Origin of the sequence: Conexibacter sp. CPCC 206217, assembly GCF_030646165.1 — a bacterium.
Lineage (GTDB): Bacteria > Actinomycetota > Thermoleophilia > Solirubrobacterales > Solirubrobacteraceae > Conexibacter.
The window spans coordinates 135,933-149,803 of the sequence record NZ_JAUTDO010000010.1 but is presented as its reverse complement, the minus strand read 5'-3'; the positions used below and the strand labels follow the sequence as shown (position 1 = coordinate 149,803).

Genomic DNA, 13,871 nt, shown 5'->3' with positions numbered 1-13,871 from the left:
GTATTAGGCACGCCGCCAGCGTTCGTCCTGAGCCAGGATCAAACTCTCCGTGAAGAACTACATTCATGAAGAGTGTCTGAAGTCCACACGAGGGATTCCCATGTACACAATCGGGAGATCCGGGACAACAGACGGTTTACTACTAATGACTCATTGACATGACCTATGACTCTCATCACGCTGACGCAAATGAGAAGGCCACTTCGAAACCTGGACGCACTCACTCCCAAAGGCCTGAGCCCATGGAGAAGAGTGCACATGCTGTTGAGTTTTCAAAGACCGCCGTGCCTCTCGAGAGGGGATTCCTCCGTCTGGCACGCAGCGGGGGCGAGTGCCCTCGCCGCGGGTCAGTAAAGATAGCGCACTCTCTGCCGACGTGACTTCTCGCCCCCCTTCCCGAGCGCACGGCCCCGCAAACGCCGGTCGCACCGCCGTCACTCCTCCAGCACGTCGCCCAATGTGCGCCCGCTGGCGACCGACCGCGGCTGCTGCGCCACGACGTCCGAGCCGGGCTGGGCCTGCTCGTCTCTGCGCTTGATCAGCAGCCACTGCGGCTTCGCCCCAGGGCGCGTGCGCTGCAGCGCGAATCCTCCCCGCAGCTTCTCGCCGTGCAGCACGAAGACCGCGTGGCCCCGCTGCAGCGCCTCTGGCCACGGCACGCGCCCGCCCTGCTCATACGTGCCGCGATCCCACACGATCACGCCGCCGTCGCCGAGCGGGCCCTCGAAGGCGTTGTGCTCGCAGTCGTGGTCGGCGACCTCGACCGCCAGGCGCTTGGCGGCGGGATCCAGCGACGGCCCCTTGGGGACCGCCCAGGAGCGCATCACGCCGTCCACCTCCAAGCGGAGGTCGTAGTGGTGCGCGGTCGCGGCGTGCTCCTGCACGACGAAGACGCCGGCGCTGACACCGCGGATCGCGAACTGCTCGTGCCCCTCCACCTTCACGGAATCCGTCGAGACATCGTCCACGCGCGCGTGAGGCGGCCCGTCGTGGAGGAAGGCGGCCAGCGCGTCGAGCGCCGGCTGCGCGCCCTCGGCATGGACGAGCACGCTGCCGTCCTCGCCGTTGCGCACCCACCCCATCACGCCGAGCTCGCGCGCCCGCCGCACCGTCGCGTCGCGAAACCCGACGCCCTGCACCCCGCCCCGCACCGTCGCCCGCATCGCCACGTTCGCCGTCATGCGCCGATCCTAGCCAGCCATGCCGCGGGTCTCAGCCGAGCAGTCACCGTCAAAGCAACAAGCCCCCCGTCCCGCACTCGGTGAGAGCGTGGGACGAGGGGCTGTTGGGCCGGAGCCTCGCTTGGGGCGGGCGGGCTCCGGGTTCCCCTTCCCGGGACCGCGCCGCGGATGGGGCGGCGCGGCGGTTCCGGGGCGAGACCCGCGCCGGGATCGAGGGGAGCGCGGGTGCCTCGCGGGGAAGCCCGGGCCGCACGGGACTGACAAGGTGCGGCCCGGATCGAAGCCGCGCGGCAGACCGGCGCGCGCGGCTAAGCCCAGTTGTCGAGATCGGGCGGCTACCGCGAGTACGCGGCGGGCACGCCTCCGTCGACGTTGAGGATGTTGCCGGTCGACTTGCCCGAGCGCACGGGCGAGGCGAAGTGCAGCACCGCCTGCGCGATGTCCTCGGGCAGGATGTTGACCTTCAGGGTCGTGCGCGCCTTGTAGTGGTCCTCCAGCGCGTCCGGGTCGATGTTGTACGCCGCCGCGCGCTCCTCGCGCCACGACGAGCCCCAGATTCTCGAGCCCTGCAGGACCGCGTCCGGGTTGACCGTGTTGACGCGGATGCCGGCGCCGCCGCCCTCCTCGGCGAGGCAGCGCGCGAGGTGCAGCTCGGCCGCCTTCGCGGACGAGTACGCGGCCGCGTTCTTGCCCGCGACGAGCGAGTTCTTCGACGCGACGAAGACGACGCTGCCGCCGGTTGCCTGACGACGCAGGATCTTGAACGCCTCGCGCGCGACGAGGAAGTAGCCGCGCGTCAAGATCGAGTGGTTGCGATCCCACATCTCGACCGTCGTCTCCTCGATCGGCGCGCTGGAGGCGATGCCGGCGTTGGAGACGATCACGTCGACGCCGCCGTAGGTCAGGACCGCCTGGCGGTAGGCCGCGGCGACCGCGTCCTCGCTCGTCACGTCCATCGCGAGGCCGAGGCCCTCGTCGCCGTACGCCTCCGCGACTCTCTCGGCGCCCGCGGCGTCGATGTCGGTCGCGATCACGACGGCGTCCTGCGACGCGAGCGACTCGAGGATCGAGCCGCCGATGCCGCCGGCCGCGCCGGTCACGAGCGCGATCTTGCCCTGCAGCTCACGTGGCGGGGGCGCCTGCGCGAGCTTGTACAGCTCAAGCGGCCAGTACTCGACCGCGAACGACTCCGGCGCGGTCAGCGAGACGAACGCGTCGATCGCCGAGGCGCCGCCCATCACCTCGATCGCACGGTGGTAGAGGTCGCGCGCCAGGCGGGCGTCCTTCAGCGTCGTGCCGACGGAGACCATGCCGACGCCCTGGATCAGGACGACGCGCGGGTCCGGATCGCCGAGCAGCTCGCCCGCTCTCGCGTTGGACGCGAAGTAGTCCTCGACGTAGTCCTTGCGGTACTGCGCCGCGCCCTCGATCACGCGCGCGGCGAGCGCGGCGACGTCGTCGGAGGCAGGGTCGTAGTCGACCCACAGCGGCACGCGCTTGGTGCGCACGAGGTGGTCGGGGCAGGCCGCGCCGACCTGCGACAGCGTCGGGGCGTCGTTGGAGGAGACGAACTCCAGCGTCGACGGCGACGCGTCGACCTGCAGGATCTTCGCGCGCTCGCTGGAGACGGCGCCGCGGATCGCCGGCAGCAGCTGCACCAGCAGGTCCTCGCGGGCCTCCGTCGACAGCGGCTCGCGCGCGGAGCCGCCGAAGCGGGCCTTCGCCTTCGAGGTGACGAAGTCCGCCGCGCGGTTGATCGCCTCGATCGTGTTGGCGTAGGACTCGGCGCCCGTCTCGCCCCACGTGACGAGGCCGTGCTTGGCGAGGATCACGAAGCGGACGCCCTCGCCGCGGGCGGCCAGGCCGACCTGCTTGGCGAGCGTGAAGCCCGGGCGGATGTACGGGACCCAGACCGCCTCGTCGCCGAACACCTCCTTGATGAACTGCTCGCCGTTCTCGGCACCCGCGAGCATGTTGATCGCGTCGGGGTGCGTGTGGTCGACCTCGGGAGCCGGCACGAACGCGTGCAGCAGCGTCTCGATCGAGGAGCGCGGCATCTCCGGCGCGACCTGCGAGCGCGACAGGTAGGCGACCATCTCCTCGTCGCTCATCTCGTCGCGCTCGAGCAGCGGCAGGATCTCCTCGAGGCGCAGCCCCGTGAAGTTCTTCGCGCCCATCGTCGCGAGGTCCGAGCCGGAGCCCTTGACCCACAGCACGTCGACCTCGCGGCCGGTGTGGTCGGTCTCCTTGCTCTTGGACGACGTGTTGCCGCCGCCGTAGTTGGAGACCGCGCGGTTGGCGCCGAGCAGGTTGGAGCGGTAGACGAGCTCGTCGAGGCCGCCCTTCGGCGCCTTCGCGGTGTCGTACAGGCTGTCAGCGCGAGGCGCCACCGGCGCGCTCGCGTTGGTCGTGTCAGTTGTCTGGCTCATGCGCCAAGTCCTCCCGTCGTAGCGGCGGCGGTTCGGCGCGAACCGACACGCTCCCACCAATCGCCGTCGCGGAACGCGGCGACGGGGTCCGCCGCCGCGCCCTTCTCCTCACGGACCTTCGCCGTCAGCGGTCGCACGTCGGTGCGAAACGCGTCGAGCAGCAGCTCGTGCGCGCCGAGCACGTCGCCCGCGGCCTGGCGCTCGGCCAGTGCGACGCGATCGACGAGCAGCGCCTTCGCGAAGGCCTCCTGCAGATTGACGACCGAGAGGACCATCCCCTCGATCTTGCTCTCGATGACGTGCGCCTGGTCGATCGTCAGCCGCGGCAGCTTCGGGGCGGCCGCCAGCTCCGTGTAGATCAGGAACAGCTCGAAGGGATTGACCGAGCCGACGATCAGGTCGTCGTCACCGTACTTGCGGTTGTTGAAGTGGAAGCCGCCGAGGCGGTCCTCGTCGTCCAGGAAGGCGACGATCTGCTCGATGTTCACGCCCTGCGCGTGATGACCGAGGTCCACCAGCACCTTCGCCTTCGGGCCGAGCTTCTGGCACGTCAGCAGCGAGCTGCCCCAGTCGGCCAGATCCGTGGCGTAGAAGGCGGGCTCGTAGAGCTTGTACTCGACCAGCAGCTCCATCTCGTCGTCGAGCGCCGCGTAGACCTCCGCGAGGCACTCGTGCAGACGCCGGCGGCGCGCGACGAAGGAGTCCTGACCGGCGTAGTTGGTGCCGTCGGGCAGCCACAGCGAGATGCCGGTCGAGCCGACCTGGCGGGCGATCTCGATGCACTCGAGGACGTGGTCGGTCGCGAGGCGGCGGATCGCCGCGTCGGTGTTCACCAGCGAGCCGAGCTTGTAGCGCTGGTCGCCGAACAGGTTCGGGTTGACGGTCCCGATCTCGAGGCCGAGCGACGCGGCGTGCTGCTTCAGCGCCGTGTAGTCGTCGAGCTGATCCCACGGGATGTGGATCGCGACGAGCGGCGCGCTGCCGGTCAGGCGATGAACCTCGGCGGCGTCGTCGAACTTCTCGAAGGGATCGCTCGGGAGCCCGGCCGGCGGGTACGAGCCGAAGCGCGTGCCGGCGTTCGCGTAGCCCCACGACGGGGTCTCGATGCGATGGTCGGCGAGACGCTGCTCGATTGCTCCCACGTCCAGGCCGCGCGCCGCGAGGCGCTCGACCAGACGGTCGTAGTCGGTACGGCTGGTGTCAGACATCAGGGATTGGTTCCTTGGGTTGGTGCGAAGTCGGCAACGGCCACGGGCTGCAGGCCGGTCACGGAGAGGAAGCGCGCGTACAGCTCCTCGTAGGCGGCGCGGTCGGACGACGGCTCGTAGACGTCGGAGGAGAAGGACGCGCCGACGATCTCGCGGATCTCCTGCAGCGAGTCGACCTTGCCGTGCGCGAGCGCCTGCGTCATCACGTTGCCGAGCGCCGTCGCCTCGATCGGGCCGGCGTGGACCGGGCGGTCGAGGATGTCCGCGGCGAGCTGGCAGAGCGTCGCGTTGCGCGAGCCGCCGCCGACGACGTGGACGACCTCGGCGCGGCGGCCGGCGACGCGCTCGATCCGCTCCAGCACGAGGCGGTACTTGCAGGCGAGGCTCTCCAGCGCCGTGCGGATCGTCGCGCCGGCGTCGGCCGGGCGCTGCTGCCCGCTGCGCTCGCACAGCTCCGCGATCCGCGCCGGCATGTCGCCGGGGTGCAGCAGCTCGGGCGCGTCGGGATCCATCAGCGGCCCGCCGAGCGGGGTCGCCTGCGCCATCCGGTGCAGCGCGTCGTAGTCGTGGTCGACGCCCTCGCGCGCCCACTGGCGGCGGCACTCCTGCACGAGCCAGAGGCCCATCACGTTGCGCAGCAGGCGGATCGTGCCGTCGACGCCGCCCTCGTTGGTGAGGTTGTACGAGCGCGCCTCCTCACTCGTGACGGGCGCGTCGAGCTCCATCCCGAGCAGCGACCAGGTGCCGGACGAGAGGTACGCGAAGTCCCTGCCCTTCGCGGGTACCGAGACGACCGCGGAGGCGGTGTCGTGCGCGCCGATCGCGATCACGTCGGGCGCGGGGTCGAGGCCCGCGTCGGCGGCGATCTCGGGCCGCAGCGGCGCCAGCACGGTGCCGGCGTCGACCAGCGGCGGCAGGATCTGCGCCGGGATCCCGATCCGCACCGCCAGCTCGCGCGCCCAGTCGCCCGTGTGGACGTCGAGCAGCTGCGTGGTGGAGGCGGCCGTGCGCTCGCCCGCGAGGCGGCCCGACAGCCAGTACGACAACAGGTCCGGGATCGTCGCCAGCGCTCTGGCGGCGTCGAGCTGCGCCGTGCCGTTGTGCGCGGCGAGCTGGAAGAGCGTGTTGAACGGCATGAACTGGATGCCGGTCGCGGCGTAGATCTCCTCGGCGGGGATCTCCTCCAGCACCTTCTCCATCACGCCGTCGGTGCGATGGTCGCGGTAGTGGAAGGGATTGCCGAGCAGGTCGCCGTCGCGGTCCAGCAGGCCGTAGTCGCAGCCCCACGCGTCGACCGCGATGCCCTCGATCGGGCCGTCCGCGCGGCGCGCCGCCGCGGCGATCCCGACGAGGATCTCGCGGTAGATCCCCAGCACGTCCCAGTGCAGCCCGTTGGGCAGGCGCACCGGGCCGTTGACGAAACGGTGGATCTCCTCCAGCTTGACCCGACCGCCTGCGAGCGTGCCGAGCTGCACACGCCCGGACTCGGCTCCGAGGTCGACCGCTATGTAACGAGACGAAGCCCGTCCGCCCGGAGCCAGGGGGGAGGCGGGATGGTGCCTGATCACAGGTGAAACACCTCCTCGAGGACGACGAACGAGTCGTCCGGCCGGCCCCCGGCCAGCTTTGACATCTCCTGCTGCCAGCGGGCGTTCACGTCCGTGGCGGACATGCGCTGCTGCGCGGCCTCGAAGTCGTCGGACTCGAGGTAGCCGACGACGAGGCCGTCGGACTCGCGCAGGAACAGCGAGTAGTCGCTCCAGCCGGCGGCGCTGAGCGCCTCGCGCATCTCGGGCCACACGTTGCGGTGGGCCTCCTTGTACGCGTCGAGATGCTCGACGCCGACGTTGAACGTGAAGCACACGCGTGGCATCAACGCACCTCGGCGTACTGCAGTCCGAGCAGCTTCGCGACGTTTCTGACCTCGGCGGCGACGTGGCCGACGCCGAGCGCGACATGGTGCGTCGGGCCTTCCTCGCACCAGCGCTCGAAGAAGTCCGCGGGCTTGGAGCCGAAGACGAGCCGCGAGTTGGTGTTGCCGATCTTGAAGGTCGCGCCGGGGACCGACTCGCCCTCGCCGACGAGCAGCTTCAGTCTGCCGTCCGCCGTCTGCGTGCAGCCGACGATCGTGATCGGGCCGAAGCGGACCTTCTGCTCGACCGACAGGCCGGCACCGCGCTTGCCGTGGAAGACCCGCAGGTTGCGCAGCGTCGGCTGGTCCTGTGCGATCGCGAGGTGCCCGGGGCCGTCGTGGCCCATCAGGATGAAGTCCTCGTCGAAGTCGAGCCCGTAGAACTCGGTGTAGGAGCCGCCGGCGCCGAGCCGGTCCAGCAGCAGCTGCGCGATGTTCGTCTTGATGTCGGCCTCGCCGGCGGTCGGGATCCCGCGCGCCGTGAGGAGCGAGTTGCCGACGATCACGCCGGCGCCGAGCCGCTCGGACTCGTTGCCGTCGACGCCGCGGTAGTAGTACGTCAGCGCGTCGAGTTCGAAGTCGGCCGCGAGCTTGTCGAGGCCGACGGCGACGCGCGCGGACCAGTCGAGCTGCTCCTGCTCGATCGGCGCGGCGATCGGGTCCGTCGAGGCGTCCGCGAACGCGAACATCTCGCGGATCTCCGTCTCCTTGGCGGTGCGCTCCGCGTCGGTCACGGCAGCCACGCGGGCGCCGAGGTCGTCGATCTCGAGCACTTCGACGTGCGCGCCGAGCTGGCCGTGCACCATCGTGAAGTCTGTGTACATGTCGAGCATGCCGGCGTAGGCGTGGCCCATGAAGCCGATGCGCGAGCGGCGCAGCGCACGAGCGGCGCCGGCGGCGCGGACCCATGCGGCGATCTTCGCCCAGGCGCGCTCGTCGTCGTCGATCGTGCCGGCGACGGTGTCGTACTGGATGCCGGAGCGCACGCAGGCGCCGGCGATCTCGGGGACGCAGCAGGCGGCGCAGTTGGCGAGCCACTCGGCCGTGTCGGTGTGCTCGTAGTCGAGCGTTCTGGTCGGCTGCAGGCCGAGCAGGACGACGGGGACGCCGGCCTCCTGCAGGGCGGGGATCACGACGCTGGAGGTCGCGTACGTGACGGCGTGGCAGAGCACGAGGTCGACCTGCTGGGCAGCGAACAGGTCGCCAGCGGCGCGGCCGCCCTGCGCGGTGTCGACCAGGCCCGCGCTGACGACTTCGGCGCCGAGTTCGCGAACGCGGGTCTCAACGCGCGCCTGGTAGCCCTCGCAACGCTCCTTCAGTCCCTCGAACTGCGGCCAGTAGGCCTCGAGGCCGATCCCGAAGACCCCGACCCGCGCACGCTGCGCGGGTCGGGCGTTCGAGACGACCGTGTTGGTGCTGCTGCTGCTGTTGACGGTCGTCGACGACATCAGAAGTCGAAGTCGTCGATGTTCTCTCTGGTGAACTCCGTCGGCGGGCCGAGGACGACCTCGCCGTTGGCGCCCACTTCTCTCTCGCCGAGACGGCCGGCTCTGAAGGTGTCGCCCTCGGCACCGGTGATGATGCCGGAGGCGAGCGCCGCCGCGGCGTAGCCGCCGAGGTAGCCGACGTCCTTCGGGTTCCAGAGCGCGAACACTCTGCTCGTGCCGTCCTTGACGAACGCCTTCATCTGTCTCGGGAAGCCGAGACCGGTGACCGCGACTCTGCCCTGCTTCGGGGAGGTCGACAGGTAGCGCGCGGCCGCGGCGATGCCGACCGTCGTCGGAGCGACGATCGCTCTCAGGTTCGGGTAGGCCGACAGCAGGCCCTGCGTCTCCTGGAACGACTTCTGGTCGTCGTCGTCGCCGTAGGCGACCTTGACGAGTCTGAGGCCCGAGTACTCCGGCGTGGCGAGTCTCTCTCTGAGGACTCTGATCCACGCGTTCTGGTTGGTCGCGTTGGCGGTCGCGGACAGGACCGCTATCTCGCCTCTGCCGCCGGGGACGACTTCCTTCGACATTCTGGCGAGCACTTCGCCGATGCCCTCGGTCGTCGCCTGGTTGATGAACACCTGACGCGCGTCGGGCGCCGCGTCGGAGTCCTGCGTCACGACTCTGATGTCTCTCGACATCGCCTGCTTCAGCACCGGGGCGACCGCGTTGGGGTCGTTCGCCGCCAGGATGATCGCGTCGGGCTCCTTCTGGATCGCCGACTGCAGCAGCGGGACCTGCGAGGACGCGCCGGCGTCGGTCGGGCCCTCGATCGTCGCGTTGCCGCCCAGCTCTCTGAACGCCTCGACCGTACCGCTGTCCTCAAGCTCCTCGTACGGGTTGCCGAGCTGCTTGGGCATGACGATCGCCGTCAGGCCTCTTCTGTAGTCGCCGCCGGCGTTGGCAGCAGCACCGCCGCTGTCCGTCGTGGCAGCAGGCGCGCCGCTGCTCGACGTCTCGGTGTCGTCCTTGGTGTCGCCGCATGCGGCGACAGCCATCGCGAGCACGATCGCCAGAACGGCGACCCACAGCGCGCGCGACCGATGGAACAAACTCATCGATCCTCCTCCTTGCGGGGCGTGGTCGTGGTGGTCGCTGCACGCGCCGCCCCGGGCGCGCGTGAGCGCGTTGTGCGCGCACGGGCCTCCCGTGCCCGCACGACGAGGTTGGGTCCGAGCACCGAGCCCACCAGCAGGACTCCGGTGACGATCTGGATCCAGTAGGACGAGACGCCGTTGGCCAGCAACAGCGCCTTCTGGATCGCACCCAAGAGGAAGACGGCGAGGATCACCCCGAAGAGCGAGCCCGAGCCGCCGAAGATCGAGACTCCGCCGAGCAGCACGGCTGCGACGACGGTCAGCTCGAGGCCGACGCCGACGTTGGCGGCGGCGGTCGAGTTGCGCAGCGTCATGACGATGCCGGCGAGCGCGGCGACCATGCCGGCCAGCACGTACAGCGACATCGTGATGCGCTTCGTGCGGATGCCGCTGAAGCGCGCGGCCTCCTTGTTGGCGCCGATCGCGTAGATCGAGCGACCGAACGGCGTCGCGTGCAGCGCTATCGCGAACAGCACCGCGAGCACGATGAATATCACCATCACGTTCGGGAACCAGCCGCCGCCGATCGTGCCGAACGCTCTCTCGGTCCAGCTCGACGGGAACGACGTGACCGACTCGTCGCCGAGGATCACGAGCGCGAGCCCGCGGTAGAGGCCGAGCGTTCCGATCGTGACTGCCAGCGAGGGCAGTCCGAGCTGGGTCACGAGGAAGCCGTTGAAGACGCCGCAGACCGCGCCCATCGCGATGCAGATCGGCATGATCAGCTCGAGCGGCAGGCCGGCGTTCCACAGCTCGCCCATCAGGGCGCTGGAGAGGCCCAGGATCGAGGCGACCGACAGGTCGATCTCGCCCGTGATGATCACGAGCGTCATCGGCAGCGCGATCAGCGCGACCTCGATCATGTCGAACGAGCCCGTGGTGAACGACGCGGCCGAGAAGAACTTGTCCGACAGGCCGGAGCCGACGAACAGGACGACGATGATCAGACCGACGATCAGCGTCTCCCAGCGCACGAGGTATCTGGGATCGATCTTCGCGCCGCCCTTGCTGCCGGCGGGCGCCGCCGGCGGCTTGCCGGCGTCGGGGGTGGTGGTGGCGAGCTCAGGCACGGCGGGCACTCCGCTGTCGCAGGGCGGCGTCGAGTCGGAGCCCGACGAGCCGGTCGAAGGCGATCGCGGCGATCAGCAGCGCGCCGACGGCGGCCTGCTGCCAGAACGAGTCGATCCGCAGCACGATCAGGGACGAGGTGATGCAGCCGAGCAGGACCGCGCCGATCGCGGCGCCGTAGACGGTTCCGACGCCGCCGTTGATCGCGACGCCGCCGACGACGGCGGCCGAGATCACGGTCAGCTCGTAGCCGGTGCCGGCGGTCGCGTCGACGGTGCCGAAGCGGGCGGCGTAGAGCGCGCCGCCGAGTCCGGCGAGCGCGCCGCAGGCGACGAACGCGCCGACGACGCGGCGGTCGACGCGGATGCCGGCGAGCTTCGCGGCGGCGTCGTTGGAGCCGATCGCGTACAGCTCGCGGCCGCTGCGGTAGTTGCTCAGGTAGAGGCCGACGATCACGACGATCACGAGCGCGATCAGGAAGATCGTCGGGATGCCGAGCAGCGTGCCGGAGCCGAGCTTGAGGAACGTGTCCGGCAGCGTCTCGGCGTTGATCTGGCGGCCGTCGGTGTAGACGAACGCGATCCCGCGGAAGACGTACATCGTTCCGAGCGTCACGACGAGCGCGGGCACTCTGCCGAACGTCGTCAACACGCCGTTGATGACGCCGCAGACGGCGCCGAGCAGGATGCAGAGGACGATCGCGAGGATGATCGGCGTGCCGTGGTTGGAGAGCAGGTCGCCGCAGAAGAAGGCGGCGAGCCCGAGCACGGAACCGACCGACAGGTCGATGTTTCTGGTCAGGATGACCATCGTCTGACCCGCCGCGATGATCGCGATGATCGACGCGTTGCGGGCAAGGTCCTTGAGCGAGTCCAGCTCGATGAAGCGGGGCTCGAGGATCGCCGTGACGGCGATCAGCAGCAGCAGCGCGAGCACGATGCCCAGCTCGCGCATGCGGAAGACGATCTCGGAGAGGCGCCGTGCGCGCTCCCCGGATCTGGTTCTGTCTATGGCGACGTCAGCGGTACTCATGCCGCCAGCTCCTCCTTCTGTCCGGTAGCGGCGCGCATGACGCGCTCCTCGTTCGCCTCGTCACGGCTGAACTCGCCGGTCAGGCGCCCCTCGTGCATCACCAGCACGCGGTCGGCCATGCCGAGCACCTCGGGCAGCTCGGAGCTGATCATCAGCACCGCGAGGCCTCTGGAGGCCAGCTCGGAGATGAGCCGGTGGACCTCGGACTTGGTGCCGACGTCGATGCCGCGCGTCGGCTCGTCGATGATCAGCAGCTTCGGCTGCGTCGCGAGCCACTTCGCCAGCACGACCTTCTGCTGGTTGCCGCCCGAGAGCGTCCCGACGGTGTCGTCGAGGCGGTGGTACTTGAGCTGCAGGCGCGTTGCCCACTCGCTCGCGAGCGCGCGCTCTCTGGCGGCGCGGATGATCCCGCCCGGCGCCAGCTGGTGCATCCGCGTCATCGTCGCGTTGCGCGCGATCGAGAGGTCCATCACGAGCCCCTGCTGACGCCGGTCCTCGGGCACGAAGCCGATCCCGGCGCGCATCGCGGCGGTCGGCTTGTGGCCCGGCAGCCTTCTGCCGTTGATCTCGACGTGGCCGGCGTCGGCTCTGTCGATTCCGAAGATCGCGCGCGCGACCTCGGAGCGGCCGGCGCCGACGAGGCCCGAGAGGGCGACGATCTCGCCCGCCTTGACCTCGAAGGAGACGTCGAAGAAGACGCCCTCGCGCGTGAGCCGCTCGACTCTGAGCACGCTCGTGCCGATGACCGAGTCGACCTTCGGGAAGAGCGAGTCGAGGTCGCGGCCGACCATCATGCGGATCAGGTCGTCGTTGGTCTTGCCCTCCAGCTCGCCGGTGAAGGTGACGGCGCCGTCGCGCATCACGGTCACGCGGTCGCAGATCGCGAAGACCTCCTCCAGGCGGTGCGAGATGAACATGATCGCCGCGCCCTGCTCTCTGAGCGTGCGCGTGACGCGGAAGAGCCGCTCGACCTCGGTGCCCGAGAGCGCCGCGGTCGGCTCGTCCATGATCAGCACGCGCGCTTCGAACGAGAGCGCCTTGGCGATCTCGACGAGCTGCTGGTCGGCGATCGAGAGGCCGCGGACGGGACGCTCCGGCGCGATCGCGACGCCGAGCTGTCTGAACAGCTCCGCGGTGCGATCGTGCAGCTCGCCCTTGTCGATCCGCTTGCCGGCCGACAGCGGCTGGCGCCCCATGAAGACGTTCTCGGAGACCGACAGGTCGGGGAACAGCGTCGGCTCCTGGTAGATGATCGCGATGCCCTTGTCGCGAGCGTCGAGCGGGCCGTGGAAGTCGACCGGCTCGCCGTCGACCATCACGCTGCCGCTGTCGGGCCGGTAGACGCCCGCGAGCGTCTTGACGAGCGTCGACTTGCCGGCGCCGTTCTCGCCGAGCAGGGCGAGCACGTGGCCGCCGTACAGCTCGAGCGTCGCGGCGCGCAGCGCGTGGACGGCGCCGAACGACTTGCTCGCGCCGTCGAGCGCGAGCCGCGGCGGCGCGGACCCGTTGCCGGACGGAGTGGCGCCGTCGGGCGACCCCGTGGCAGTGGTTGGTGTGTTGCTCATACCTCGCTCCCATGGCGGCCGCGGTCCGTCGGGACCCGGCGCACGTCGATGCCGGTCGCGCGCAGCGACGCGACGTCTTCGTTGGATGCCTCCGCGACCAGCACGCACGCGAGCTGGTCGACGCTGGTGATGGCGGCCAGGCCGCGTGTGTGCAGTTTGCTGCCGTCGATCAGCAGCACGGGCTCCTCGGCGTGGCTGATCATCGCCCGCTTGACCTCGGCCTCGAGCGGGTCGGCGTCGGTCAGCGTGCCGTCGCGCGAGAGGCCCTTGACGGACAGGAAGACCTTGTCGGCGAAGTGCTCCAGGACGGTGCGCACGGCGTGCGGACCGACGAACGAGCGGGTCAGCCTGCGCATCGAGCCGCCGACGCCGATCAGCTCGACGTTGGCCTGGTCGGAGGCGCCGACGAGCTCCATCACCGGGACGGAGTTGGTCACGATCGTGACGGGCAGGCGCGCGGCGACGATCGCCTGCGCGGCGTGCCAGGAGGTCGAGGAGGAGTCGATGTAGACGGTCTCGTGCGGGGCGACCAGCGCGGCGGCGGCCTCGCCGAGGCGGCGCTTGGCGTCGGTGTCGATCCCGAGCCGGTGCTGGAAGGAGTCCTCGTGCGCGGCGACGCCCGGCAGCACGGCGCCGCCGTGCGTGCGGCGGGCGAGCCCCTGCCGTTCGAGCTCGGCCAGGTCGCGGCGCGCCGTCATCGACGAGACGCCGAACTGCTCCTCGAGCGCTGCGACGGTCACCTCGCCGTCGCGATGCAGGAGGTCGACGATCGACCGACGCCGGGAGGCGGCCATCACTGGCCGACCGGCTGTGCTTGTTTGTTCGTTTGTTCCCATCTCTCTGTCCAAATGGACAAAAGCAATCAGAGCACAGAACATAACCGCACGTCAAG

General features: G+C 70.0%; 11 protein-coding genes. All 11 read right to left on the bottom strand.

Annotated elements, in window-relative coordinates:
- Window positions 1-434 precede the first annotated feature (434 nt).
- Window positions 435-1,181, bottom strand: a complete 747-nt coding sequence (locus Q7L65_RS23485; protein WP_304725047.1) for an acylphosphatase — start codon at window positions 1,179-1,181, stop codon at window positions 435-437.
- 335 nt (window positions 1,182-1,516) lie between these two features.
- Window positions 1,517-3,610: a bifunctional aldolase/short-chain dehydrogenase gene (locus Q7L65_RS23480; protein ID WP_304725044.1), complete on the bottom strand. Its 2,094-nt coding sequence runs from the start codon at window positions 3,608-3,610 to the stop codon at window positions 1,517-1,519.
- Window positions 3,607-4,818, bottom strand: coding sequence for an L-rhamnose isomerase (locus Q7L65_RS23475; protein WP_304725042.1), 1,212 nt, complete (start codon window positions 4,816-4,818; stop codon window positions 3,607-3,609). Before Q7L65_RS23475 ends, Q7L65_RS23480 begins: the two co-directional genes overlap by 4 nt.
- Window positions 4,818-6,386 carry a rhamnulokinase family protein gene (locus Q7L65_RS23470; protein WP_304725040.1) on the bottom strand — a complete coding sequence of 523 codons (1,569 nt, stop codon included), beginning with the start codon at window positions 6,384-6,386 and terminating at the stop codon, window positions 4,818-4,820. Before Q7L65_RS23470 ends, Q7L65_RS23475 begins: the two co-directional genes overlap by 1 nt.
- Window positions 6,383-6,691: an L-rhamnose mutarotase gene (locus tag Q7L65_RS23465; RefSeq protein ID WP_304725037.1), complete on the bottom strand. Its 309-nt coding sequence runs from the start codon at window positions 6,689-6,691 to the stop codon at window positions 6,383-6,385. The genes Q7L65_RS23470 and Q7L65_RS23465 overlap by 4 nt, the downstream gene beginning before the upstream one ends.
- Window positions 6,691-8,178, bottom strand: a complete 1,488-nt coding sequence (locus Q7L65_RS23460) for an L-fucose/L-arabinose isomerase family protein (RefSeq protein ID WP_304725036.1) — start codon at window positions 8,176-8,178, stop codon at window positions 6,691-6,693. The genes Q7L65_RS23465 and Q7L65_RS23460 overlap by 1 nt, the downstream gene beginning before the upstream one ends.
- Window positions 8,178-9,275 (bottom strand): rhamnose ABC transporter substrate-binding protein, encoded by a 1,098-nt coding sequence (gene rhaS / locus Q7L65_RS23455; protein WP_304725034.1) that lies wholly within the window; start codon window positions 9,273-9,275, stop codon window positions 8,178-8,180. Before rhaS ends, Q7L65_RS23460 begins: the two co-directional genes overlap by 1 nt.
- Window positions 9,272-10,384 (bottom strand): ABC transporter permease, encoded by a 1,113-nt coding sequence (locus Q7L65_RS23450; RefSeq protein WP_304725032.1) that lies wholly within the window; start codon window positions 10,382-10,384, stop codon window positions 9,272-9,274. The genes rhaS and Q7L65_RS23450 overlap by 4 nt, the downstream gene beginning before the upstream one ends.
- The gene (locus tag Q7L65_RS23445; protein ID WP_304725031.1) at window positions 10,377-11,414 is read right to left on the bottom strand and encodes an ABC transporter permease; all 1,038 of its coding nucleotides are present in this window, start codon (window positions 11,412-11,414) and stop codon (window positions 10,377-10,379) included. The genes Q7L65_RS23450 and Q7L65_RS23445 overlap by 8 nt, the downstream gene beginning before the upstream one ends.
- Window positions 11,411-12,979, bottom strand: coding sequence for a sugar ABC transporter ATP-binding protein (locus Q7L65_RS23440; RefSeq protein WP_304725029.1), 1,569 nt, complete (start codon window positions 12,977-12,979; stop codon window positions 11,411-11,413). Before Q7L65_RS23440 ends, Q7L65_RS23445 begins: the two co-directional genes overlap by 4 nt.
- Window positions 12,976-13,773 (bottom strand): DeoR/GlpR family DNA-binding transcription regulator, encoded by a 798-nt coding sequence (locus tag Q7L65_RS23435; RefSeq protein WP_304725027.1) that lies wholly within the window; start codon window positions 13,771-13,773, stop codon window positions 12,976-12,978. Before Q7L65_RS23435 ends, Q7L65_RS23440 begins: the two co-directional genes overlap by 4 nt.
- Between the last annotated feature and the right edge of the window lie 98 nt (window positions 13,774-13,871).

Excerpts from the sequence above, each read along its gene's own strand:
- Q7L65_RS23485 (WP_304725047.1), bottom strand. The coding sequence starts at position 1,181 with ATGACGGCGAACGTGGCGATGCGGGCGACGGTGCGGGGCGGGGTGCAG.
- Q7L65_RS23480 (WP_304725044.1), bottom strand. The coding sequence starts at position 3,610 with ATGAGCCAGACAACTGACACGACCAACGCGAGCGCGCCGGTGGCGCCT.
- Q7L65_RS23475 (WP_304725042.1), bottom strand. The coding sequence starts at position 4,818 with ATGTCTGACACCAGCCGTACCGACTACGACCGTCTGGTCGAGCGCCTC.
- Q7L65_RS23465 (WP_304725037.1), bottom strand. The coding sequence starts at position 6,691 with ATGCCACGCGTGTGCTTCACGTTCAACGTCGGCGTCGAGCATCTCGAC.
- Q7L65_RS23460 (WP_304725036.1), bottom strand. The coding sequence starts at position 8,178 with ATGTCGTCGACGACCGTCAACAGCAGCAGCAGCACCAACACGGTCGTC.
- rhaS (WP_304725034.1), bottom strand. The coding sequence starts at position 9,275 with ATGAGTTTGTTCCATCGGTCGCGCGCGCTGTGGGTCGCCGTTCTGGCG.
- Q7L65_RS23445 (WP_304725031.1), bottom strand. The coding sequence starts at position 11,414 with ATGAGTACCGCTGACGTCGCCATAGACAGAACCAGATCCGGGGAGCGC.
- Q7L65_RS23440 (WP_304725029.1), bottom strand. The coding sequence starts at position 12,979 with ATGAGCAACACACCAACCACTGCCACGGGGTCGCCCGACGGCGCCACT.
- Q7L65_RS23435 (WP_304725027.1), bottom strand. The coding sequence starts at position 13,773 with ATGGCCGCCTCCCGGCGTCGGTCGATCGTCGACCTCCTGCATCGCGAC.